This window comes from Lachnoclostridium phocaeense (genome assembly GCF_959599685.1).
GTDB lineage: Bacteria > Bacillota > Clostridia > Lachnospirales > Lachnospiraceae > Claveliimonas > Claveliimonas monacensis.
Map to the genome: position 1 here is coordinate 143362 of NZ_CAUGIN010000003.1, position 23934 is coordinate 167295.

21 protein-coding genes are annotated in these 23934 nt (G+C 44.6%); 17 read left to right on the forward strand and 4 right to left on the reverse strand.

Features of this window, described 5'->3' with window-relative positions:
• Window positions 1-37 precede the first annotated feature (37 nt).
• A complete protein-coding gene (locus tag Q5911_RS02390) occupies window positions 38-283 on the forward strand; it encodes an alpha/beta-type small acid-soluble spore protein (RefSeq protein ID WP_303180679.1) in 246 nt (81 codons plus the stop codon).
• 564 nt (window positions 284-847) lie between these two features.
• Here Q5911_RS02390 and Q5911_RS02395 read toward each other — a convergent pair.
• Genes Q5911_RS02395 through Q5911_RS02405 form a run of 3 tightly spaced genes read right to left on the reverse strand, consistent with a single transcriptional unit; the run spans window position 848 to window position 3176 of the window.
• Window positions 848-1297, reverse strand: a complete 450-nt coding sequence (locus Q5911_RS02395) for a hypothetical protein (protein WP_303180680.1) — start codon at window positions 1295-1297, stop codon at window positions 848-850.
• Window positions 1298-1313: 16 nt separating this feature from the next.
• On the reverse strand, window positions 1314-1991 hold the full coding sequence (locus tag Q5911_RS02400) for a hypothetical protein (RefSeq protein WP_303180682.1): 678 nt from the start codon (window positions 1989-1991) through the stop codon (window positions 1314-1316).
• Between the two features lie 12 nt (window positions 1992-2003).
• Window positions 2004-3176 (reverse strand): ParM/StbA family protein, encoded by a 1173-nt coding sequence (locus Q5911_RS02405; protein WP_303180684.1) that lies wholly within the window; start codon window positions 3174-3176, stop codon window positions 2004-2006.
• Window positions 3177-3385: 209 nt separating this feature from the next.
• Here Q5911_RS02405 and Q5911_RS02410 point away from each other — a divergent pair, with 209 nt between their 5' ends.
• The 7 genes from Q5911_RS02410 to recD2 all read left to right on the forward strand — a co-directional run bounded on the left by Q5911_RS02410 (window position 3386) and on the right by recD2 (window position 11868).
• Window positions 3386-3691 carry a hypothetical protein gene (locus Q5911_RS02410; protein ID WP_303180685.1) on the forward strand — a complete coding sequence of 102 codons (306 nt, stop codon included), beginning with the start codon at window positions 3386-3388 and terminating at the stop codon, window positions 3689-3691.
• A gap of 337 nt (window positions 3692-4028) precedes the next feature.
• Window positions 4029-4607, forward strand: coding sequence for a single-stranded DNA-binding protein (locus tag Q5911_RS02415; RefSeq protein WP_303180687.1), 579 nt, complete (start codon window positions 4029-4031; stop codon window positions 4605-4607).
• 121 nt (window positions 4608-4728) lie between these two features.
• Entirely contained in the window at window positions 4729-4998 is a 270-nt protein-coding gene (locus Q5911_RS02420) for a hypothetical protein (protein WP_303180689.1), read from the forward strand.
• A gap of 1337 nt (window positions 4999-6335) precedes the next feature.
• Complete coding sequence (locus Q5911_RS02425; protein ID WP_303180691.1) at window positions 6336-6872, forward strand: hypothetical protein; 537 nt, start codon at window positions 6336-6338, stop codon at window positions 6870-6872.
• Window positions 6869-8731 carry an AAA family ATPase gene (locus Q5911_RS02430; protein WP_303180693.1) on the forward strand — a complete coding sequence of 621 codons (1863 nt, stop codon included), beginning with the start codon at window positions 6869-6871 and terminating at the stop codon, window positions 8729-8731. Before Q5911_RS02425 ends, Q5911_RS02430 begins: the two co-directional genes overlap by 4 nt.
• A 116-nt stretch (window positions 8732-8847) precedes the next feature.
• On the forward strand, window positions 8848-9456 hold the full coding sequence (locus Q5911_RS02435) for a hypothetical protein (protein ID WP_303180695.1): 609 nt from the start codon (window positions 8848-8850) through the stop codon (window positions 9454-9456).
• A gap of 114 nt (window positions 9457-9570) precedes the next feature.
• Window positions 9571-11868 carry an SF1B family DNA helicase RecD2 gene (gene recD2, locus Q5911_RS02440; RefSeq protein WP_303180697.1) on the forward strand — a complete coding sequence of 766 codons (2298 nt, stop codon included), beginning with the start codon at window positions 9571-9573 and terminating at the stop codon, window positions 11866-11868.
• A 67-nt stretch (window positions 11869-11935) separates the two neighbouring features.
• Here the strand turns inward: recD2 and srtB are convergent, their stop codons facing one another.
• Window positions 11936-12727 carry a class B sortase gene (gene srtB / locus Q5911_RS02445; RefSeq protein WP_303180699.1) on the reverse strand — a complete coding sequence of 264 codons (792 nt, stop codon included), beginning with the start codon at window positions 12725-12727 and terminating at the stop codon, window positions 11936-11938.
• A 185-nt stretch (window positions 12728-12912) separates the two neighbouring features.
• On the opposite strand from srtB, the gene Q5911_RS02450 reads away from it, so the two are divergent.
• The 9 genes from Q5911_RS02450 to Q5911_RS02490 all read left to right on the forward strand — a co-directional run bounded on the left by Q5911_RS02450 (window position 12913) and on the right by Q5911_RS02490 (window position 23793).
• Window positions 12913-14394: a hypothetical protein gene (locus tag Q5911_RS02450; protein ID WP_303180701.1), complete on the forward strand. Its 1482-nt coding sequence runs from the start codon at window positions 12913-12915 to the stop codon at window positions 14392-14394.
• Between the two features lie 360 nt (window positions 14395-14754).
• The gene (locus tag Q5911_RS02455) at window positions 14755-15288 is read left to right on the forward strand and encodes a hypothetical protein (RefSeq protein WP_303180704.1); all 534 of its coding nucleotides are present in this window, start codon (window positions 14755-14757) and stop codon (window positions 15286-15288) included.
• 107 nt (window positions 15289-15395) lie between these two features.
• Window positions 15396-19238 carry a DNA polymerase III subunit alpha gene (gene dnaE, locus Q5911_RS02460; protein WP_303180705.1) on the forward strand — a complete coding sequence of 1281 codons (3843 nt, stop codon included), beginning with the start codon at window positions 15396-15398 and terminating at the stop codon, window positions 19236-19238.
• A gap of 99 nt (window positions 19239-19337) precedes the next feature.
• A complete protein-coding gene (locus tag Q5911_RS02465; RefSeq protein WP_303180707.1) occupies window positions 19338-19829 on the forward strand; it encodes a hypothetical protein in 492 nt (163 codons plus the stop codon).
• 11 nt (window positions 19830-19840) lie between these two features.
• On the forward strand, window positions 19841-20683 hold the full coding sequence (locus Q5911_RS02470; RefSeq protein WP_303180708.1) for a single-stranded DNA-binding protein: 843 nt from the start codon (window positions 19841-19843) through the stop codon (window positions 20681-20683).
• Window positions 20667-21467: a hypothetical protein gene (locus Q5911_RS02475; protein ID WP_303180709.1), complete on the forward strand. Its 801-nt coding sequence runs from the start codon at window positions 20667-20669 to the stop codon at window positions 21465-21467. Before Q5911_RS02470 ends, Q5911_RS02475 begins: the two co-directional genes overlap by 17 nt.
• A gap of 11 nt (window positions 21468-21478) precedes the next feature.
• Window positions 21479-22933 carry a hypothetical protein gene (locus Q5911_RS02480; protein WP_303180710.1) on the forward strand — a complete coding sequence of 485 codons (1455 nt, stop codon included), beginning with the start codon at window positions 21479-21481 and terminating at the stop codon, window positions 22931-22933.
• Window positions 22934-23053: 120 nt separating this feature from the next.
• Window positions 23054-23221, forward strand: a complete 168-nt coding sequence (locus Q5911_RS02485) for a hypothetical protein (RefSeq protein ID WP_303180712.1) — start codon at window positions 23054-23056, stop codon at window positions 23219-23221.
• 14 nt (window positions 23222-23235) lie between these two features.
• Window positions 23236-23793, forward strand: coding sequence for a hypothetical protein (locus Q5911_RS02490; protein WP_303180713.1), 558 nt, complete (start codon window positions 23236-23238; stop codon window positions 23791-23793).
• The last annotated feature ends 141 nt before the right edge of the window (window positions 23794-23934 follow it).

Sequence of the window (23934 nt, forward strand, 5' to 3'; positions counted from 1 at the left end):
ACAAAACAAAATGTTACAAAAAAGGAGGAGTATAAAAATGACTAATCGTTCATCTAACAAAGCAGCAGTACCTGAAGCAAAGGGTGCACTGGACAAATTCAAATACGAGGTTGCAAGCGAGCTGGGCGTACCGCTCACAGAGGGCTACAACGGTGACCTTACTTCCAGACAGAACGGATCTGTCGGCGGTTATATGGTGAATACTATATTCTCACAAGGACACACAGTATGTAACCGCGGAAATGCGCATAAATACGAATATTGTTTCGATGTTGCAATATAACAGCAATTGAAATATAAGGCTATAAGCACCCCATTTCATAAATGAGATGGGGTTTTTTTAGTGTAAAAATAGGTGACTTGTTGATTATGTATCATACTACCATTAAGAATATTGGAAGGAGGAAGGTGTCTTTCGGACACCAAAAAGTTACCGAATGAAAAGATCAAGGAAGAATTCTGGAAATATCACAATTGAAGCGAGCACACTGAATATATCCAAAACTATGAAGAATCGTTCTAAACAGATGCGCAGAAACGCAGATGAAGAGATGTGCTTTGACAGGGCTGCGGAATTGATCGCACGATTGGATCACGATGAAGATTTTGAGTAAGTAAGCTGGTGCCGGTTATGAGTAAATCACAAAGTATAGATCAGATTATGGAAAAAATCATAAAGACTTTTACCCCATCTGAAGTGGAAGAGAAACGGATACGAACCCGATTTCGGAAATATGACAAAACAGAACTGGAGCATCTATATAAGAATTTTGAGATATTCGGAGTTGAAGCAGTGCTTGAGTGCATGGTGAGCCAGGAAAAGGAAAAGAGTGAGGATATTTGATCCTCACTCAACCTGGTCATTCCAAAAGTCATCCAATATTGACTCATCAGGAGGCTTTATATGAAGCTTTGCCCGGTCTCCACAGGAGATTACTTTAGGCATCTTTGCAATCACATCATCCGACAATTTTTGTTCTGTAACAGCATGGCTTGTGTTAAGTAGGCTATCCATATAGCACTGCAGCTCCCGGACCGCCCTTTTTATATGCTCGGGATACTCCGCATCAAAATGGTTCAAGATAAGTAGAAGGTCAGAAATCCGATTATCTGTAAGGCTAACCCCCGATCCTGCCAAAACCATATCGCTTTTGTATGAAGTATATGTGGCATCATTTTCTACAGCAATAGTTACGAACATTGGCATTTGTTCTAGTATACAAGTCTTTTTGAGCTCATCTATCAAAGGTCGTATCTTTTCATCATATACATCCATCTTATTATAATAATCACCCATAATATCCCCCTTACATTTAACTCATCAGTTTGGCGAACGCAGCGTCAAAATCAAAATCATCGTTATCAGTGGTGGATCCATCTTCCTTTTGCAGCTCTGGATCCTTCGCTTCTTTCAAAATGTTCTCCCCGGAAAAATCTCGTTTCACAGGAGAGTCTGGTTTTTCAAGTTCTGAAGAGACGAGTTTCGTCTTATTGATCGGAGCCTGAATGGATAGATCTGACCGCTTCTCGTTTTTCATGTTCTGGCTGCGCCCTTTTGCAGAAGAACGAATATTCACAGCGTCCTTTTTCTTATCAAGTGGAATCTGATATTCAGGTATATCTGCAGTTGATCCTTCTTTTAATAATGGATACATTACCTCATCAAAGCATGCGTCAAGATAGGCCCGTTCCATGTACATCCGAAAAATGAGTTTGACTGCAAGGCCACGGTACTTATATCGGACTTGGCTTAAAAATCGGATCACGTCTTCGTCCGTTTTTGGAGACAAAGAAAAAGATGTCTGGTAATTCTTGATCTGTACCGGAGATGGTAATGGCCGGTTCGGTAGGGAGATGAGGAAAGACTCATCTCCCCGGACATAAGCTATGACAGCTCTTTTCATCTGGCGGCACATATCAAAATCTGGATGTACATAAAGGGCAATCAGATCCAAGTCACTACGCGGAACAAAGTTTATCCTGACATTCATAGAATCACTTCCTTACATCGCTGACTGAAACAGGGTAAAATAGTACCCACGCACATTTGTGAAGATATTGCTCAGGGAAGGATCGTTGGTATTACCCGGGATGATGGCCAGTCCTTCCATGTTACGAAATACTGCATTAAAGGGTTGAGCCCAGGCATCGTAGGTTCCACCGGTACAGATGATGTAATCTACGTCCGCAAAATAGTTATGGATACTCTTCATCTTTTCGATCATTTCTGTCATCACTTCTCTGGATTTATCAAGAAGGATGTTTTCAAAACTGTATGGCCTTCTGGTCATTTCCTTTCGGTTCACAACACGTACCTCCCCGCTATCTAGGTAGTTCTGCAGCTCAGGAACTGAAAGGCTCAGCCCAAAAGCCGCGTTGATATCCCGGCATGTACGTGCAAACACTTCGTGCATACCGTACTCTGAAAATGTCTGTGAGTCCACAACGGTTCCCCTTTTGACGATATATTCATCAGTTGTTCCAAATCCCGGATCAAAGACGATCACATTCTTCTCAAAGAGTGCTTTGGCATCTTTGATCCATTTACCTTCCGTGTCTTTTGCAGCCGAGATGAATGCACCGAGAGGCTGAGACATCACGTGAATATTTCCGGTATTGAGCGAAAAGGTAAACCTGGTCCATTTCCTTTTCCCAACCTTCAGCTCAAATTCATGGAAACCACTGATCGCTTCTTTGATATCCGCTGTGTCCCCTTCCAGATATCTGGGCGGAAGACCTGTTTGGATCTGGATCTTATCCGGAGACTCCGGCATTTTAGATGGATCCCCGTATTGGTTGCTCATAAGAGCCATTGCAATCCCGACCCGTGCAAGAATCAGGAACATGGTGGAAAAGTAGCGATAGCGACTGTAGAGCTCGGAGTCAGACTCCGGGATTTCAGAAGCATCCACCTCGTCGTATGCCAGAGAACCGACCACCCAGGTACCATTGGTACGATCCCTGTAACGGATATCGGTGTCGGATGACTCTTTCAGTACCAGCCTATCTGCAGGGACCTTTTTGGCATAAGCCGGGAAACAGAATACTTTATTAGGGGAGATACCCTTTACCGCTGAATAGCCAATGTCCAGACCGATCAGCCATTTCCCTGCTGGACAGGGAAACTCTCTTTCGTACAAGCAGGTCCTTGTCTTAAAATCTTTTGTTGTAGCCATAGTCATATTCCTCCTTTTATATCTTTTTATCCTTAATGAAGGATATAATTGCTTCTCTTATAGTATGTATAAAGAAAGAGGCGCTATTCTTTTTTACACTATTGTTTTTCTTCCCAGTTATCACCCTATTCCTGACTATAAAATGTGATGAAAGGAGAGCGAGAATTATATCACGATAGTCTAATTAGATTTAAATGGAGGATTTTAAAATGAGAAGAAGAATTGTTAGTGTAATAGCGGTGTTGGCATGTACAGCGGCAATCGGAACTTTTGTCGCATCAATAGGATGTACAAAAGCAACTGTAACAGAGAGAAAAGAAATGACTCCGCTTATAGAAGCAACTCTTACTCCGGAGGATATGAACTTATTTGCAGAATATATGGATCCGGAAATCCTGACAGAAGTCAACGAAGAGCTCGGCTCTGCAACACCCTATGAATTCCTCGACCGGTATATAGATAAGGATCCGGAGTTTGCAGAGGTATTAGAGAGGTACGGATACACAACAGAATAGAAGGAAAAGTCACGAAAAGCGGGACTTCTTTATGACTTAGACTATCAATAAAATGCAACTATCTACAGTTGCATTTTATTGTTTGAAGTATGTACGATCTTCATAGGAAAACAAAGGACTTAACAAGGCAGTAACATTGCTGAAGTAACTGAGATATGTACGATCATACAAATACATAAAGGGAATCCGGAGCAATCTGGACATTGATGTAAAAAAAAGATCTCTGTTATTTTGGACTCTATTCATACTATCCGTAGATATGTTTCCCAGAGGAAAGGAGGAAAGAAAGCATGTATCTGGGAGGATATATCAATAAAATAATTCAGGAGGAATTACGATGAATAAAGTGATTTTAATGGGCCGTTTGACGAGAGACCCGGAAGTGAGATACTCACAGGGAGAGAAACCACTGGCCATTGCCAGATATACCCTGGCCGTGGACAGGCGACTTCACAGAGATGGAGATCCGACGGCAGATTTTATCCGTTGTTTGGAATTTGGTAAAGGAGCAGAGTTTGCTGAAAAGTATCTTCACCAGGGAACAAAGATCGTTGTCTGCGGGCGTATCCAAACGGGAAGCTACACCAACAAGGACGGCGTAAAGGTATACACAACAGAGGTTGTAGTGGAAGAGCATGACTTTGCGGAGTCAAAAAATAATGGAAACACCGGACAGAATAGTGGAGAGGCAGTGCCGAATGGACAGAGTTCCGCACAGCGCAGAGCGTCTCAGGGAGCAGGACCTCAGAATAATCTAGGATTTCCTCCGGTACCGCCCCAGCAGACAGGTGAAAACAATTATACGCCTGACCCTTCAACAAGTTCGCAAGGATCACTTCCATGGCCGCCTGCAAACAGTGCTGATGGCTTTATGAATATTCCAGACGGATTTGACGAGGATCTTCCGTTCCATTAAGATACATGTTGCAGAAAAGGACTGACAGAAGTCAGTCTTTTTCTTTTAGTGCAAAAAAAGTGAATTACCGAAAGATATTACATACTAGTATTGAACATGACTTAAGCAAGGGAGGTCAAAAGTGTCAGGTAAGTATTATGTATCTAACGTATATAAGAATATTAAACCTGGTCCCGGTTGTAACGGATATTTCGATGCTGACTATATGGATCTTGTTACTGGAAAGGAAATCCGTTTTGTCAGGCAAAAGCTAAGAATAGGATCAATCGGTTACCCCAAAAGATTGGAGGGGACCCTTGATATCTTCCGGTTTGAGCACTACACAGAAGATGAAAGAGCTCTTTATGAATGGACAAAATCTCATGGAAAATTCGCTGAAATTGCTTGCTAATTATTAGACTGTCGCCATGACGTAAGCACAGGACTTTGACTCCTGCTTTCGTTGGTTCAGATCCAACCAGTCCAGTCTGGCTCCGTGGTCAAGAGGTTAAGATTCTGCCCTTTCACTGGGAAATACAGGTTCGATTCCCGTCGGAGTCATTGTAGGTCGGTAGATTAATCGGTAAAACTACGGTCTTCAAAACCGTAAGAAAAGCGTCCGAGCCGCTTCTGACCTGCTTTTTTCCACCAAGTAGAATATCGCCCATCCACTAGGAATGTTCTACAAAAACTTATTTTCGGAGAGATAACGCCATAGGTCGTGAGTAAGTGGTAGCCGGCAATTCTGAAAAGACCCTGGAAGTATAAGGAGCCCGAAGGGGACAGGTGGTTTTACAAGGGGTACGTAGCCGATGCGCACGAAGCGTATGATATGTGCAACAGCTCAGATGACGTATACATCGGCGGCACAATCAGCCGTGAAAAGCTGTTGCGCATGTCATCCACAAATGTGGTAAAGGTTAACTTTATATATGGAAAGGTAGGGCCGGGACGGTCCAAACCAATACGCTTGCGGAGATCCGGGGGAAACTGCTCCTTGTGGGTGTGACAATAACCGGGATCGTAGAAACAAGAAGTCACGACCTCTAAGCATTGCGTAGGGCGTGGTAGTTCAAAAGTGGAAGAGGTCTGAAAGAGCGACAGCGGGTTGCGGCTACGCTGATGGACGGTGGCGACTTATAGGAAGCAGACCATATCCCTGTGAGCTGTGTGGGACTATTCGGGGATGACGGTGGGAAAGACCATTTCTTTTGCAAAAGAATATCTGGACGTAAGCCGATGGATAAGTCGTGTCAAGTATATGGCAACTTTCATGTTGGAAACCACAATATGATTGCGGGACGCCGGACTTATATCGCAGTCCAGAAATCAACATTCAAAGTCGGCGGGTGGCACTACAGACAGGTGAAAGCCAGATGTTGATTAGCCCTGCACAGCCCTTGCAGACAGAAAATGGGCGGTGGATTAAGAGGTTGTAGGCGCACAGGAAGGACTATAATTCGATGCATATGCCGTGTCGCTGTTGCGGCAACGACCACAAGCAAAGCAGCTTGTGGTCAGCGGGACGCCGGGCTTATATCGTTATCCTTCCGTCATTTTCCGCTCTTGGCCATGCTGTCTGCTTGCAGGCGGCCTCTGGCCGGGTGGAAAAAGTTTTTGAGGAAGGAGTAATCCTTCCTTTTCTGTTTGCCCTGGGAAAATCCAATCTATCCCTAGAACAAATTTCCAGAGGAAAGGAGAATATAAATATATATCTGGATGTTCAATAGAATTAAAGGAGGATCTACGATGGGGTGGACGAGTTACCATGCGGTACATTATACAAAAAGTGGAAGTGTTGACCGAAAAAAAGAATGTGATAGTTACATAAGTAAGTATTGTGCAGGTGAGCTTCTTCGCGCTGTTATGTATGGAGCCGTGTATTACGCAGCTGTCAAGATGCCAAGCCTTGATGTGATAGGTGTTGTCATCCTAACAACTACTGATAAAAAAAACTACTGCAATATATCTATCAAGGTAATATCGGAAGACATGGGGCCTTGCTATTATGATTGTCCGCAGTCTATCCTGGAGCTGTTATCACCAACAGTCAATGAATGGGCGCGTTCATGGAGAGACAAATGTTATTCGCACAATGAAAAGCGGAAAACAATACAAAAGTTGAAGCTTGGATCGACCATTTTGGTGGATGACGTAAGATATGTTAAAAGTATTCCCTTTGGACATAAAAAGAGCTACTGGATCAAAGCCGGAACGCAGACATATCTGCCAATTGGAGCTATTATAGATAAAGGATATGCAGTTATAGAGGAGGGAATAGTGTGAAAATAAAGACAGTGGAAATACATAATTTCAAAGAGGTAGAGAACCTTGTGTTAGAGGTGGAACATCTCAATGTCCTGATCGGTCCATGCGGCCATGGGAAGTCATCCGTGCTGAACGCGATATTGTTCGCACTGACAGGACAGGGAAAAGAGACAGACATAGGCAATAAAGGGAAACAGGCTTCAATCCTTATCACCTTGGAGGACGATTCTACATTCGAGAGGACCAGAAAATTCGGAGGGACGGAAGTAAAATGTAACGGGAAAAAGACGACTCAGAAATCGCTTAATGAATACTTGAAGGAAAAACTAGGTGTTGACATCAGTCTTTACAAGCCTATGACCTGCGTAAACTTTTTCTCTGGATTGGACCAGAAGGGGCTCACGGATCTTTTCCTTTCTATCCTTCCATTGAAGATCAATTTCCCAAAGATGTGCGACCTGATATCGGATCTTACCTGCCGGCAGCTCGATGATGACCTGATCAATCTCCTTTGGAAGGAATTCCCGGGTTATCAGGAGAATATTTTCTATAGGGATCTTTATGATGAGGAAGGGCAATTAAGGAATGATATCGAAATCCCGTCTTTTGGGCTGGATGAGATTGAGAAAGCCTACAAACGATTTTTTGAGCTCAGGCGCATTGAAAAGAGTAAGCTTACCGATCTTCGTGCGAAAGCTTCGTTTGACAAAGCCCAGCTTCCAAAAGAAACGAAGGAGGAACTGGAAAAATCTCTCTATGAGATTGCCACAAAAGAGGGACAGCAGGCTGAGTCTCAGAGGCACATGGCGGATTATAATCGTAGGATGGAAGCAAGGAAAGATGCAGAGAGGCGACTTGAGAAACTCAAAGAAGAGCTAAAGAGCTATGAATCCGTGCAAAAGCCAGATACCGATGCTTTTAAGCAGGCAGAACAGCATAAAGCGCAGTTTGAAGCAGCCATCAAGAAAAGAAGTGGGTACATTGCTATTTTTGAGAGCAATATCGCTCTTTTCCAGAAAACTCTGGATTCGCTCAGTAAACCGGTTTGCCCGATCAGCAACAAGCTGATCTGTACGACGGATAAAAGCGTGATCCGGCAGGATATGGAGCTGGGACTCACAGAAAACAGGAAGGCCAAAGAGGAGGCAGAGGCTTTTATAAAAAGGTGCCAGGAGCAGATAGACATGCGCGATAAGATCATAGACGTGTATAACAAGGGTATCGTTCTCTGGACCAAAAAGGCAGGCCTAGAAAAACAGATAAAAGAATTTGTTCTCCCGGAGATCGGCGAAAAGCCGGAAGACCATCCTAGTATTGACTATTCCCAGGAAAAAGCGGAGTGGAATAGGAAGCTTCAGATCTATGCGGCGTATGAAAACGCGCGGCGAGTGGAAGAGGACCTGAAAAAGCAGGAGCATCTGGTGGACCTTTTAGAGTTTGCTGTCAGGGTACTGGACGTGAAAACGGGAGTTCGTTCCCTGATCCTCAAAAAAGCTCTTAAATCCTTCAACGCCCTTTGTAACGAGAAAGCCAGGCAGTTCCTGGATGGATTTTCCATTCTATTTGAGTGCGAAGAGGAGTTCCAGGTGATGATCAAGCCGGGAAAGGACAAGCCATGGGTCTCCATGTGGGAGACTTCGACTGGTGAGTTCACTTTCGTTTGCTACTTGCTGACCAAGATCATCAATGCGGCGGCTGGAGCCAGGTTCCTCATTATAGATAACTTAAATGAGCTGGATCCTGAATTCTTGAAAAGATTAGCAGAATTACTAAAAAAAGACAACGAATATGAAAATATATTCGTTTCCACAGTGAATACAGCGGATGCCATTCGTCTATTCACTGAAATGGACGATGTAAATATCATCCAGATGTAAGAAGAGGGAGCAATCCCTCTTCTTTTTGTCCTCTCTTCTGACACTCTACTAGTAGCGAGCCAACATTTTCATACCTGTTAAGGGGAGGATCAAAATATCAGAAAAGGAGTGTTTTTATGCAGGAGAGAAATTTTGTGTTTATCAGAGGCACAGTTGTGGGTATGCACGTTACGACCAGGAGTATATCTTTCCGTATTGCGACAGACAGCGGCGTGAAGGATACCATTTTCCCGTCGGTCATTTTTGATGACGCGAAGCTGACTAAGGATATCAAGATGAAGGATCGGGTGTGCATTGAAGCGCATATCCGTACAAGGCCCATCAGGCAAGATGATGGAAAGCGGATCTTTATCTCCGAATTTATAGGTGACAAGATTGAACCCGCTACACGTATCCTTGCTGACCTCGTGGATGGCCTCGATGAGAAGGACGGTGGGTATCCTGAAGACGAAAATGAAGTAATCCTGGCAGGCACCGTTACACATGTGTTTAATCCAAATTCCGGTTTATCCATGGTATCGGTCAATATTCCGGATACGAAATCCGGGCAAAGCAATTATGCAAGCGTTACCTGCTTCCGGAGACAGGCAAATGTTGCAAAAGACTTAAAAGAGGGAGACAAAGTCGCGGTGGCAGGGGTAATCCGGCCCACAGAGAGACGTGACCCTCGTGGTGAGATCAGGTTCAATGTTGTTGCAAAAGATATTGCCAGAGTAGAAGGATAGGCAGCCGTTCATAACGGCATTCAATTAAGGAGATCCTCGGTAGGTCTCCTTTTATTTGTCGCTTCAATCGACATTCTATGGTCAGATACAACTTAGGATGAGAGGAGGATGACAATGTCACATGACAGGAGTTTTGCCAGTGAAAATGACCTGGCAATTCAAAAAAACGGTGATTCCGTTTTCTATGGATATTTTAACGGTTATATATGGAGGAACGAAAAGACAGGCAATTGTTTTTTTAGAGTATGTACAAAGCAGGATTTGTTTTTGGAGGAATTCTACTCGCGGAAGATCGTAAGAAAGAATCGTGTGACACAGAATGCCGAAACCTGGTATACCGTTTCTTGTGACGGCACTCATACAGTTGTCCCGTTCTACGCGCTCAATACGCCGATACGTATGACTGGGCATTTTGTGACAGGGGCGGACCGAGGCTACGGCTGGGAATTTATGGTGACAGATATCGAAGAAGCAGCTGCAGAGGAAGCATTGACCATTGAATTCCTTGCAGGGAATTCATTTCAAGGTGTCAAATACGCGGATGCAGTAGATATCGTAAAGAACCATGGTGCGGACATTTTCGAGTTTGTCAAGAAAAAAGATGCATCGGTAATACTGCAGAAGGAAACAGGACTGTCTGCACAGGTGATCGAACATATGGTGAATACGATAAAGCGGACGGTATTAGAGCGGGAGCTCTATATGTTCCTCGCCCCCTATCACGTGTCATATGCGGCAATCCTGAAGGGCATTAAAAAGTGGGGGGACCAGGCAATTTTAGAATTCCATAAGGACCCATACGCAGCCGGGAAAGCATTAGGGATCAGCTTCTCAATTTGTGACAAGCTGGCCAAGACAGAAAACTTATCCAGCCAATTTGAGGGCAGGATACATCGGGCAACCATGGATGTCTTGGAGACATTGGAAAATAATGGGCATACTTGGATCGAGGAAGAAAGCTTTTTTCGTCTGTTCGAAAGGAAGGTCTCCACGGATGCCTACCCAGGTAAACCACGATTATCTGCCATGCTGCCGGTCATGAGATCCGATATCGTGTTCGGAGGAAACAGTCAGACGTCCATCGTATATGGAAAATTGATCAATCAGGCAGAGCGACGTATTGCTGACAACATCAAACGTATTACGCTCGCCAGCCATTATAGCGATCCAACCTATTTTGATGGGCTTGTTGATATAGTCCAGAATGAATGCCAGATCCAATACGGCCATGAACAGCGCAGTGGCGTCCAGTGTGTTCTCTCTAAAGGAGGGATTAAAATCTTGACCGGAGGCCCGGGAACCGGTAAAACAACGGTGATCAAGGGAATCATTTATGCGTATCGGAAGATGCACCCAGAAGGGATCATTAAGCTATGCGCACCTACAGGCAGAGCAGCACAAAGGATGTCCGAGGCCACTGGATTTGAAGCAACTACCGTCCATAGGCTACTGGATTACCGACCTTATGGAAATGAACTTGCCCATAAGGATGAATTCGACCAGATTGAAGCAGACTTTATCGTGATCGATGAAATGTCCATGATGGATACATGGCTCTTCGATAAATTGCTCCGGGCAGCTAAGTCTGAAACAAGGATACTACTAGTGGGCGATATCCATCAGTTGGAAAGTGTCGGGGCAGGGTCCATCCTACATGACTTGCTTGCTTCAGCAGGGAATGCGATCGACACTTGCATGTTGCACGAAGTGTTCCGGCAGAAAGGAGATTCCAGCATCATAGGAAATGCTTTGATGATCAATCGTGGGCTTTCATCTTTGAGTGAAGCACCCGATTTCCAGATTATCCAGACGGACAGTCCACAAGAAACACTGGACCAGGTACAAAAACTGTTGATTAAGTATTATAATCCATTCGATCCTTTTGAGACACAGGTCTTATGTCCCGCCAGGGAAGGTGTGTCCGGAGTCAACAACATCAATATTGTTGGACAGAGCCTACTGAACCCCGGGAAAAAGGGCTTGACCTATGGATCCATCCAGTTCCGGAAGAATGATAAGATACTCATGATGCATAATAATTATGACCCGGACAGGAATTATTATAATGGGGATATAGGGATTGTAAAGGATATCCAGGAGTCCGGGCTTGATGTGGAGATCCGGGGCATATCCATGCATATCACAAGGGATATCATGGACGATATGCGGTTGGCTTATGCAATGACGATCCATAAGAGCCAGGGCTCGGAATTTAAAAACGTGATCGTTGTCATGCCGGAAGAACCGAGGACTATGCTGGTAAGAAACCTGATTTATACAGCCGTGACACGGGCCAAAAAGCAAGTCATCATCCTGAACGAAAGACATGCCATGGAGCAGGCGATCCAGACAGACCGTTCAGGACAAAGAAGGACAAACCTGCAGCAATATATGAGGGACGTTCTAAAATAAAATGAAAAAAGAAGCGCTAAACCTTTAAAGTTAAGCGCTTCATCTTTTTATATCTCTATTTAACCGGTCAATATTCAGACTCAACAGCAGCCTGCCCGCCGGAAAGGAGCTCATCTACTGTCACGGTGTTTCCATTGTTGTCTGTAAATGCTGTAAGCTTTCCCTGTATGATAAACCTATGGGCTCTGTCAACTGTGCAAGTGGATAATGTGACTAACTGATCATCCGAGGTGACAGGTACACCAAGGTCATACATCTGCAGCTTTTCCATATCATCAAGATACACCTGGAACATCTCCGGTGTGCCGAGATTCAGTTCATAGGGCTCCGTCCCGTCTTTTACCTGCATGACGTGGCAGATCTGATATGTATAAAAGCCGTCCGGCACATAGATATAGAAGTAGGGGTGTTGCTGGGCATATTTTTTTTCCTTGTAAAGCAGGTTGTTTCCGAACATAGTCCCATTGTTCATGCGGTGTCCATACACGATCGTGTTTTTGTCCGACCAGTCCGGGCTATTATCACAGTGCATAAAAATTGAACCGTTGATATTATAGGAACGACTTAAGTCCCTTCTAAGGTAGTAAGAATTGTCGTCCCCCTGCACGACCGGATAATCCGCCCCAGTATCCATTCGGATCCAGCCTACAACATCAGGGTTTGCCGCAAGGAGCGCATTCCAGTCTATAGAGAAAGGCTCGTCACTTGCCGGCTCCTCCGTCGTGTACGTTTCCTTAACATCTTCGTATTTCTCTTTTCCATCTTCATAATCTCGAAAGATTTGAAAAGCGAAATACAGGCATACACAAGCTCCCAGTGCAAATAATACACTGAGGATTTTCAGAATTCTCTTTTTCATTAAAATTTGCGGCAATATTCCCACTTAATTAATTATGAGAGGTAGGGGTTGCCGCACCTCCTTTCCGCTAAAACTATTCCTCTTAGATAGTTTGTGTGATTCCCTGACAGATTCTTGCTCAAATGTCAGCCTCCACTTTTGTTTCTTTCAATCTATTTAATAGAAAAAGCTAAGGAGGCAGGTTTATGAGTCGGTTAAAGCAGGTCCTGGAGCAGAATTCACAGGCCCGGGAGAAAAGAACAAGGAAGAAAAGAACTGTGATGCCCGTGTATGACATACAGGGGAAAACAATCACGCCTGAAAAACGCAGGCGCACAAGACGGATGTCCATTATTACGATCCTTATTTCTATGATCGTGATCTTTATCTATGCCCCCGGGGTGTTTATGAAGGACAAAGCAGAAGATTCGCAGGATTACAATCCAGATATTACTTATGACACAGCTGCTGTACGGTCGTCCAACAATGTACTGAGGGATAATCCTGACGAGGACTTTGATGGAGATGGGATCCAAAATTCTGAAGAGACCTCTCTGGGGACAGACCCGTGGAGAATTGATAGCGATCAGGATGGTGCGACAGATTATTATGAGGTCCATGTCAGCGACACGGATCCCTTGCAGCCTGATGAACTGCTGGAGAACGAGCAAAAGAACGATGATGAAGCGAAAGGAAACCGTCTTGGCACGCCTTATAAGATCGGCAATGTGATCTTATGGGCAGATGATTATGCCTCTAAAGCTTATGGAAGTGTGGTAGAGACATTGAACGGATATCGATTCTGTGGCTTTTCTGGATATGCACAATTCCCGGAAGAGGAGGGTAACTATGCATATCGGGTACAGAATGGAATCCATTCCCTGCTACCTTATCGGGAAGAAGAAAATGTATGGGAAGTACATAGCGGCGATATGGTAGAAATTCATAAAGAGCCCCTTGAGAAGACTGTTGCATTCAATCTCTTCGGATTTACTTTTTACGGCGGCAGTAATTGGGCAACGGAGATCCTGGCGACAATCCTGCCGGATGCAGGTTTCATAACAGCCACTAGTATGATGGCAATCGATGCGGATCCTGATACCAAGGAGAGCACGATCATAGATATCACCTTACCTAAATATGATCCTTCCGATGGAAGCCGTTTTATGATGAACAGTAACACTTTGAACGACCTGCTATTTGTACAAGAAGCGGTTACAGAGGATGGAAACTGCGTTGCTGTTTCACTTTTCAATAGTAAGAAGGGAGAATATATAGGGATTATCTATGGACTTACCGCTGACGGGGATCTACTGGTTGCGGATCCAGATACCATGGAACCATCTGGCGTTATCAAAGTCACGGAAAAAGCAAGGAAGATCCTTGACGAAAGCGGCGATATGGTATCAATGGAATATTTTGATTATTCGGGGTTTGGTTTCGATTCTCTTAATGGGGACAGGATCAGCTTTTTTGCAGCTACAGGAAACTCAGCCGATAGTAGCCTATTTGGAGGAACAGTTTCTAAAAAGGACACCGAAGCCGAAGCAGACTCGAATACAGATCAGTCTCCTGACAAGTCAGGTGAGGACTCAAGTGGAGAAGAAAATGAGGAAATAGATACATCGGAAGCTTCCAGTGATGAAGATAATTCTGAAAATATAGACAATAAAAGCGAGGATGAGTGAGGCGGCACAGTTGGATCTGATGGATAGCAGCCAGACAGTTATTATTCCTGATAAATTCCACTCTATGATCGAATTAGATAGACGAAGAAAGGAGTGGAAGAAAGAATGGCCTACTATTTTGAGCAAGAAGATGTACAGGACTTAAAAAGGGAAGTCAGTGCCATGCAGGCTGCGGAATATGTTGGATTGGAAATGCACAAAAGAGGCAGTGTCTATGAGATGCTATGTCCTAATCCGGAACACCATGACAGGCATCTTGGGTCCTGTGTTGGCATGCCAAACAAGGGCGGGCGGATCCATTGTTACGCAGGCGGCTGTGATCGGGACTTTTCTTCTCTGGATATCCTCCTTTGGAGTGGGTTGACCTACTATGAGGCAGTCTGTGCGCTTGCGGATCTGTCCGGTCGTGGATCAGACTTTGAAGCCAGTAAGAAGTCCAATGATAAAAAAGGAAAAAAGAAAATTCTTTCAGGCAAAGAAAAAGAGTTGCTTGGATTTAGGACCTACCCACGGATCAAGAATGTTAATGGCATTTTAGAAGAGAAACCAGATAAAGGGGAATTCCTGAAAGACCGTAAGGGGGATCTTATCTCCTATGATGCTAGTGGTCGGCCCTGGCAGGAGATGATGAGGGATCGGGAGACTCTGGATTGGATGATCCAAGGGAAAGCCATTGAGAAGATGTCTTGCACGATCTTTTCACGCTATCAGATCATGTTGATGCCGGATGAGGAATTCCAGGCTCAGCATTCCATTTCAAAAGCTGAAATTTCTGACGCACTTCTGTCGCTTTACAGAGACTTACTCCGAATCTATATGGAGCATGGAGGAACGGAATTGAGTCCGCAGGAAGTGCTTGAGGAAGCAGTCCGGAAATATAGTGCGTTTGCTTAGGCCAACAAAGAGACAGGAAGTACCTGTCTTTTTGTTTGCCCAAAAACTGAAAACTCTCTAATCAACCAGCATACTATTGTAAAACTTTATAGAAGGAAGGACTGAAGATGGCAGATACAGTAAAAGCATATGCTTTTTTACATAACCATACGGTTCATTCACTTTTGGATTCTCCTCTTAAGATCGAGGAATATGTCAAAAAGGCAGCCAAGATGGGGGCGCAGGCAGCTGCGATCACCGACCACGGGACATGTACGGGGTGGATTGATTTTATCCATACATGTGAAAAATACAAGATAAAACCAATCCCCGGTGTCGAAGCGTATGTCGGATCTAAGCAGAGGAGGCACCTTGTGCTTCTTGCCAAGAATTATACTGGTTATCAGGAAATTTCAAGGGCCATGACCATAGCAAACAAACAACAGGAAAAAAATGGTGGCACTTTCGTTCCTGTTATGGATAGGGATCTGCTTTGCGAGTGCTTTGGTCACGGGAATGTGATCGCACTGAGTGCGTGCGTGAGCGGCATCCTGGCAGGCGTGTACCTTGACGAAGTAAAAAAGAAAGAAAAGATCAAGAAACTTAAGGAAGAAGCAGCCGAATATGGCGAAGAACGCATGCTGGCATATAACGAAACGACGAAAAAGGCACAGGAACTTCAGAAAAGGATCCGGGAAGGTCAAGCTAGGAAAGATCTCATACAGGCTTTAGCTAAAAAAAATTACAAGACTCGCCTTCGTGGTCTGGAAACATTAAAAGCTGAAGTAGGGGAAGAGGACGAGGTATATAAACAGACAGCAGCTCTTCTTAAGACGGAGATGGAAGCCACCAGAAAAGCGAACGACGAGCTGCCAGAAGTCAAGAAAAGCCTAGCTTCCCTACGTAGAGAGAAGACCGAGATGACAAAGAAATTGTCTAAAGAGAAGAAAGATGTAGACCATTACAAAAAAATCATCGGTGAGATTTCTCAAATTTCTTCTTCGTTGAAAAGTAAAGAGGAAATCTATTCCTTGATCCTTGCTGAAGCGTATTGGTACCAAAAACGGTTCGGGGATGATTTTTATATAGAGTTGCAGTATCATGGGCTGGAAACTGAAAAAGAGGTCATGCCAATACTGGCAAGGGTTGCGGAGGAGGCAAACATACCGGTCGTTGCAACAAACGATGTACACCTCCTTGATAAGGAACAAGCGGCGACAAGAAGCCTTTTACAGACGATACGATTTTCTAAATATGCCGCTCCTGAGGCTGCGGACAAAGAATTATATTTAAAAAGCGATGAGGAGCTTGAAGGGGCATTAGGAAAAATACTAGGTCCTGATACTGTAAAGGAGGCGATGGAGGGTATCCAGGCAATCGCAGATCAATGCAATTTTAAACTCCCTGATACGTATCATTATCCAAAGTATTTGCAAGACGGGAATGCCAGTGCTGATAGTGCGGCCCTTCTTAGAGAAATGGTCTATCAGACGATACCTGATCGATACCCGGAAGGCTTTGCAGCCTATGACCGCCTTGAGTATGAACTCCAGACGATCATAGACCTTGGCTTTGCCGATTATCTTCTCATTGTGGCAGACCTGGTGAGCTATGCACGCGGGTTGGCGAAGGAGGACTCGTCTCATATCGGCTACAATGTTGGGCCTGGCCGTGGTTCCGGAGCCGGATCTCTTGTCAATTATCTGCTTGGCATCACTACATTGGACCCATTGAAATACGGACTTAAATTTGAAAGGTTCTTGAATCGTAATAGAGTAACCATGCCAGATATTGACACAGATTATAGCAATGAGGTTCGAGAAAAGGTCATTGCTTATGCCACGGAAAAATACGGAACGAATTCTGTCGCTTACATCCGTACTAATATGACTTTGGGGGCAAAAAATGCAGTCTTTTATGCAGCTACCTCACTAGCGATAGAAAAACACGGGAAACTCGTCAAAAATAAAGATAAATATAGGGAAGTAATAGCCAAAGGGAACGAGATTTCCAGTCTTATTCCGCACCAACCGGGTATCAAACTAAAGGATGTCCCTGACCTTCTTGACCTATTATGGCCTGACAAGGATTATGAAGTCATACTGAAGCGCGCGCTTCTCTTAGAGGGCTGCACGGTGAGCTTTGGGGTCCATGCGGCAGGAGTGATCATCGGAGACCAGGAACCGCTGATGGACCATATCCCTCTTATGTATAATTCGAAAAAAAAGATCTGGGCCGTGCAGTGCGACATGGTTGAAGCGGAGGAACTCCATTTGCTGAAGATGGACTTCCTTGGGCTTACCAACTTGGACATTATAACGGAATGTCTCAGAAGAGTTAAGAAGAACGCAGGCAGGACACTAGATCCGGACAGGCTGCCGCTCGAAACGGAAATCATTAATGATTTATTCGCGAAAGGGGATACCGGCTTTGTTTTCCAGTTTGAAAGCGTGGGTATGAGAAAGATGCTACGGGATTTTCAACCTAATTCCTTTGAAGATCTGATCCTCCTCGTTGCCGCTTACCGCCCCGGGCCGATGCGGTATATCCCGGACATGATAGCGATCAAGCACGGAAAAGAGGCACCGAGGTATATTGTGGAAGAGTTGAAGGAAATCCTGGAGCCTACCTACGGCTATCCCGTCTATCAGGAGCAGATCATGGACATTTTCCATAAGTGTGCCGGATTCTCGCTGGAAGAAGCGGATATCATCAGGAGGTACATGTCCAAAAAGAAGGTGGAGTCGTTCCAGACATATAGAGACAGATTTGTTGAAGGATTGACTGCAAAGGGATCATCCATGGAAGATGCAGTTGCTTATTGGGACTCCATTGTTGATTTTTCCAAATACGCATTTAATAAATCTCATGCCGCAGCTTATGCGAAGATATCTTATATAACGGGATACCTGAAGTACCATTATAAGACAGAGTACCTCTGTGCCTGCTTAAACCACTCAGAGGATGACAAGAAGCCATCACTGTTATTTGAATGTAAGCGGATGGGGATTCAGATCCTCCCACCAGACATCAATCGATCCAAGGCCACTTTTGAGGAAGACGGAGACAGGATCCGTTTTGGACTGAATGGGATCAAGGGGATTGCAAGCGCAGCTTCCGGGATTGTTATTGATCGGTCCCAAAACGGGGAGTACAAGTCATTTCAGGACTATATGGTCCGGGAACATAGTAATAAGGGCGTCACAGAAAAGCTTATCAAAGCAGGAGCCTTTGATCCATTTGGTTATAGCAGGAAATCGCTATTGGCGACCCTTCCTGAGCTTGCAAAAAAAATCCAGTCCGAAAAGAAAAAAGCAGTCCCGTATTTTGGTAAAATTTACGAGATGCAGATCAGGCAGAGCGCAAAAGACGACAATGAACTCCAAGAAGAGAAAAAGGTTCTGGGGACTTTCATCTCCAGCCACCCCATGGAGCAGTATGGTTTTCTCTATAGATCGGGAACTGTAATGCCGCTTGCGAATATCTCCGTAGGTTTTGGATGTTATGCAGGGATCATCACAGATTTCAGAGAGGCAAAGACAAAGAAAGATGGCAGCCTTATGGCGTTCTTTTCTCTGGAGGATCAGACCGGGGAAGTACCTGTCATCTGTTTCCCTAAAAAGTACAGGGAATTTTCCAAAATCCTTGAAGAAGGGAAAATAATAAAAGTTTTTGGTAATGTCGAGTATGAAAAAAGAAACCAGGAGACATCTTATAAACTCTTTATCCATACCGTTTATCCATGCACGCTGGCAATGAATCCATATTTCATCAGTACGATCACACGGGATATGGTGGATCGTATCCGACAAATCTTGAAGCCCTTTATATCTGAGGATGGTAGGCCGGTTATCGTGCATGATGCAGAAACTGGAGAGATAAGTTCGTTGGATATTCGACTTTCGAGGAATATAGAGCAGATCCAGCTTCCAGGGTTACTGATAAAAAAGCTAAATTACAAAATTATGTAAAAAACATGAACGATTGTTATAAGGCAAGAGACCGTTTAGGCGGTCTCTTTCTGCTTTTAAGCATACTACAGATAGAGAAAAGAGAGAGGAGCGGATTAGATGAGACTTAAACATATGCTCGCAGGTATGACAGCGCTGGCTATAACGCTAAGTTGCTCCGGATGCGCACTTGAAACAGTCCGTCCTGACACGGCAGATAAAGGCGTGTATTCGACACAGAACAGCATGTCAGCGGCGGAATATTCTATCTATATCAATAAGCAGATTACCGTGTACACAAACCAACTCACTACTCGTATGAGCATGATCCAGAACATGAAACAGGGCTCTGTCTATGAAAACGAAATCCAGATGGCAGAGAAGAGCCTTGAAATCATGGCAGACGTACTGGAGTCCGTAACAGTGACAAAACCGTCCTTTTATAGGGGCGATGACAGGGAGAAGGTCATATTGGCTATGGAAACAGCCAACGATAATATGGAGCTTTACACCGAGGGATTAAAAAACGGGGACGACGTGTCCGGTTTTGAAGAGCTGTTTCAGAATGATTTTAACGCCCTGACTGGCCTTGCGAATCTGTATTACGAATAGGGGGTATCGAAGTGGCACGGGAAAACACAGTTACGTTAACAGGTATGGTGGCGCAGGACCCAAGGCTCAGTAAAAATCCAGAAACAGATGAGTATATATTTTGCGCGATCCAGCTTCTCACTGTCAGGAAATCCTATGCAAATAGAGAATATCTCCTAAAGGGACTCATCCGGTCGGATCTGATCCGGGTACTTAGCAGAAACGAGGAGCTTATAAGACACTCCCTTTCTAACGTAAGTGCTGGAGAATTTATCATGATCAAAGGCACGCTTTGTACGAAAGAGATACCCCGTACTTTCATATGTCCAGAACCGGATTGTAATTATGAATATGTAAAAGAACAGGCGGTTTCCATATATATTGACCCAATCTTTTGCACAAAGATCCACGAGCCCATCTTGGATGAACAGGAAAGAGAGAGGTATCTTGATACACTGATCGAAGTCAGTAACGATATCAAAATATTTGGGACGTTATGCCGGACCCCGGAATACTATGAGACCGAGACACATCTGAGGCAATGCCAGTTTCAGCTTGCAACTAACAGGATCAGGCGGATCAGGGAGGACGGGCCAGACAAAAGAACGGATTATCCATGGGTCAAGGTATTCGGGGAAAGGGCGCTGGAATGTGCGCAGTCACTGAGAATGAATTCAACGATCTACATAAATGGGGCAATCCAGGTCCGTACCCCCGATCAGGTGATCATCTGTCCGAGATGCGGCAAAACATACCGGAAAAAGGTGACCACGATGGAAATCGTACCGTACCATATTGAATACATCAATAATTGCACGATCCCGGAAAGCCAGAGGGAAGAAGAGGAGGGACTGGATTTTGAAGAAAAACAATAATCTGCTTTCCAGGATGTCTATGGAGCAGGTATCCCCAGCTCCCAGAGCACAGGAACAGAATGGAAAGGTGGCTGAGTCTTATTATGAACCGCAAGACTCTTCCAAATGGTCGGAAAAGGACCTGGAGCTGGATGAAAAACTGAAGGAAGATACCGCTGCTTTGGAGCAGAAACGGTGGAAACTGTCTACCCGTATCATCAATATTCTATTGATCGCAGGGTGCATATACCTGGTCTTTTTGATATACGGCGTACTTGTGACAGAATACCAGTATGATTCATCGGGAGAGATTTACGCACAGCAGATGAGTGTTTCTGATATACGAAAAAAAAAGAATTATGAAACAATACTCGTGCAGTACGAGCAATGCCGTGTCTTATATGAGCGGGTCCTGCTTCTCGATTATCGGATGGAAGCAGGGCAGGAAGAACCTATGAACCTAGCGACGGAATATGAGGCGCTTCTTGATGAGGTGGAAGACCTCTCCATCAAAACTGATGCGCTTACGGTGGATTCTAAGTATTCACAGATAAGAGACATGATGGTCGAGTGGATCCGTGATGATATCGCGGTTTATCTCCAGAACATGTCCGCTTCTGTCTCTGAAAACGACTTAGAGACTGCGAATAAGGCGCTCCAGGACAAAGACCGGGTATATGACAATTTTTCACTGATCACGCAGAATATTGTAGCCACGGGGGAGCAGATCCGGGGCATCGACCTTTCTGATATCCGGGCCTGGACCCCGGAGGAATATATCGACCAGGAAATCAATGGGAACTAAGGAGTGATAAAGTGGAAAACGAAAAAGATATCTTACTGTCAAAATATCATGTCGCTGTCGCAATGGCCCAGGACCTTAAGGAGCAGTTGTCTAAAAAGCAGGAGCAATGGGAAAAACGTGAAGAGGACTTCAAGATAACGGAAAAACTCATCCGCGAGCTTTGTGAGAGCATCCTTGCTAAGGATCCGAAGGAGATGGTACTTGGGACGGATTATTCTTGGAGCTCCGTTCCTGTCAATGAGCTCATTGGGAAAGCCAAAAAAGTTTTCACTAAATATATTGAGACCCGTAAGGATTTTATGCGGAAGATCATGGAAATATCTGAAACAAGACGTGAGCAGGTCGAAAGCCTACAAGATCAGATCTCAGTTCTTATGACAAGACCGTCAGGCGTGGCTATCTCAAGGGATGAACTTGAAAAGCAGGTACAGGAAGAAAAAATGAAGAAGGAAGCTGTAAAAAAACTGACACCAGAAGAACAAAAAAAAGCGGATAGGGGAAACCTTTCCTTCATCGTAGAAGAGGACGCTGACTTGGATGCAATGGAAAATCTGGCACTAGAGGAAGCGGCAGAAGTGAATGCAAGTATCCAGATCACACCGAAAAGCATTCCCATAACCCCTGCCCGCAAGCAGGTGGAGCAACGCAGGGAGCGTAGGGAGAATGCGAAAAAAGCCCATATGATCGACTTGAAGGAATACGAAAACAAAATGGATGCCATTTCCTGGGATATCCTTAGGGTCATCGGAAAAGAGGGACTATCCGTCTATAACGAGATTGAGAAGAAGATCTTGGAGGAACATCCGGATTATAAACAGTCCAGGATCCGCATGACGATCGGGCAGCTCTTCAACATGCAGCTTGTCAATAAAGAACCGATCAGCAACCCGTTGAAGGCGAAGCTGTACGTATACCAGCTCACAGCCATGGGAAGCAGGGTGTTCCAAGACAAGTTCAAGTCCGCACCAGAACCGTCTGAAATGGATCAGATCATGGCAGAGCATGACAACTGCAACCATGGATACGGAATTAAGTTTATCGCTGAAATGCTCCGGGAGAGCCGGCAGTTCAGATCCGTTAATGAAAGGAACCGTAAGAATCCTATCAAGATTTCTACGGGAGTATCCTATATCCCGGATATCATCTGTACCGATAAAAATGGGAAGAGAATGTATATCGAGTATGAATGCATGAACTATACCCAGACAGATTTCAGCAGTAAATGCTCAAAGATCTGTAAGGTCACTGACGAACTGAATTATATTGCCCCCAATGTTGATACGGCTAAAAAGCTATATAATGCGGTCGAGAAATGGATTGAGAGTAGGGGGCGAAATAGCCTTTCGCATGTCACGGTAAGGATTACGACAGCACTTCAAATGAAGGATAAGGATATCCGTAAGAATGAAAACTGGAAGTATGTCTTCGAGCCAGGAAAACAGTCTGAGGGCGTTTGCAATTTCTAAGTATAGCAGGGAGAAATCCCTGCTATTTCTATGTAGCAGAGAGTTGGTTCTGTTCGTTCCCTTTTCTCGCAATCTATTTAAAGAATATGAACTATTCCGAATGGAAAGGAGGAACCAGTCATGAGCGATTTTATTGCTTTCAATATGAATGCGGTCAGTAATTTTTTATATGTCCTGACCAGCAACACCTGGTTTTTCATGCTGCTTCTGTCCGTGATCGGCACGATCACTATGCTTCTCAAAGAAGAAGTGGATGACGCTGTGAGAGAAGAACAGAACATCATCTAAAAGGAGGAAAACAAATGTCTGAAAACAGGAAAACACCACTTACTTACAAGCAGAACATGAGTAAGCGGGAGGTATTCGAAGTCCTGAAGGCAGTTGGGCTCCCCTTGCTGCTTTTGGGACTTGCTCTGTTCACGATCGGTAATTTTGCCGCCTTTGGAACCAAGATCATCTGCCCCTTGTCCGGGATCATGTGGCTTCTTGGCGTGATCGTAGCCTTTCTGATGCCTGCACAAAGGCGTGAGGTCCTTAATCAGACCATGGTCCTTTGCGCCATTTACTATCTAGCGCTCTTGGGCCTTAAGGCAGCCCTTGCGATCGCCTCGGGCGCGTCTTCTGAGATGATCGCAGCCAGCTATGACCAGGCTATCCCGACTGCTACTGGGAACGCGATCCCCGGATATCTGCAGAATATCCTCTGGTTTACATCGTTCGGAGTGCCGATCGGGCAGGTCAGCATGCAGGTGAAGCGCCTCTTCCAGTTCAAACGGAACCAGAACCTGACACGCACATTTGGACAGAAGAGAGGGATCCGCGATGGCGGGCGTAACCATACAAATTTTACAGAATCATAAGAGGTGATAGTTACTATGTTATCGTTATTTGAAATCAAGCGCCTCTTAAATCCGGAGAAAGAAAGCCTTCCAGGTGATGATTTCCGGATTATTCAAAGTTGGGCGGAATATGAAGACTCATCGAGGCCCCCAGATGAAAGG

What these genes read in the sequence shown, in the direction of transcription:
- Q5911_RS02390 (WP_303180679.1), top strand. Translation starts at nt 38, where the DNA reads ATGACTAATCGTTCATCTAACAAAGCAGCAGTACCTGAAGCAAAGGGT.
- Q5911_RS02395 (WP_303180680.1), bottom strand. Translation starts at nt 1,297, where the DNA reads ATGGGTGATTATTATAATAAGATGGATGTATATGATGAAAAGATACGA.
- Q5911_RS02400 (WP_303180682.1), bottom strand. Translation starts at nt 1,991, where the DNA reads ATGAATGTCAGGATAAACTTTGTTCCGCGTAGTGACTTGGATCTGATT.
- Q5911_RS02405 (WP_303180684.1), bottom strand. Translation starts at nt 3,176, where the DNA reads ATGGCTACAACAAAAGATTTTAAGACAAGGACCTGCTTGTACGAAAGA.
- Q5911_RS02410 (WP_303180685.1), top strand. Translation starts at nt 3,386, where the DNA reads ATGAGAAGAAGAATTGTTAGTGTAATAGCGGTGTTGGCATGTACAGCG.
- Q5911_RS02415 (WP_303180687.1), top strand. Translation starts at nt 4,029, where the DNA reads ATGAATAAAGTGATTTTAATGGGCCGTTTGACGAGAGACCCGGAAGTG.
- Q5911_RS02425 (WP_303180691.1), top strand. Translation starts at nt 6,336, where the DNA reads ATGGGGTGGACGAGTTACCATGCGGTACATTATACAAAAAGTGGAAGT.
- Q5911_RS02435 (WP_303180695.1), top strand. Translation starts at nt 8,848, where the DNA reads ATGCAGGAGAGAAATTTTGTGTTTATCAGAGGCACAGTTGTGGGTATG.
- recD2 (WP_303180697.1), top strand. Translation starts at nt 9,571, where the DNA reads ATGTCACATGACAGGAGTTTTGCCAGTGAAAATGACCTGGCAATTCAA.
- srtB (WP_303180699.1), bottom strand. Translation starts at nt 12,727, where the DNA reads ATGAAAAAGAGAATTCTGAAAATCCTCAGTGTATTATTTGCACTGGGA.
- Q5911_RS02450 (WP_303180701.1), top strand. Translation starts at nt 12,913, where the DNA reads ATGAGTCGGTTAAAGCAGGTCCTGGAGCAGAATTCACAGGCCCGGGAG.
- dnaE (WP_303180705.1), top strand. Translation starts at nt 15,396, where the DNA reads ATGGCAGATACAGTAAAAGCATATGCTTTTTTACATAACCATACGGTT.
- Q5911_RS02465 (WP_303180707.1), top strand. Translation starts at nt 19,338, where the DNA reads ATGAGACTTAAACATATGCTCGCAGGTATGACAGCGCTGGCTATAACG.
- Q5911_RS02485 (WP_303180712.1), top strand. Translation starts at nt 23,054, where the DNA reads ATGAGCGATTTTATTGCTTTCAATATGAATGCGGTCAGTAATTTTTTA.
- Q5911_RS02490 (WP_303180713.1), top strand. Translation starts at nt 23,236, where the DNA reads ATGTCTGAAAACAGGAAAACACCACTTACTTACAAGCAGAACATGAGT.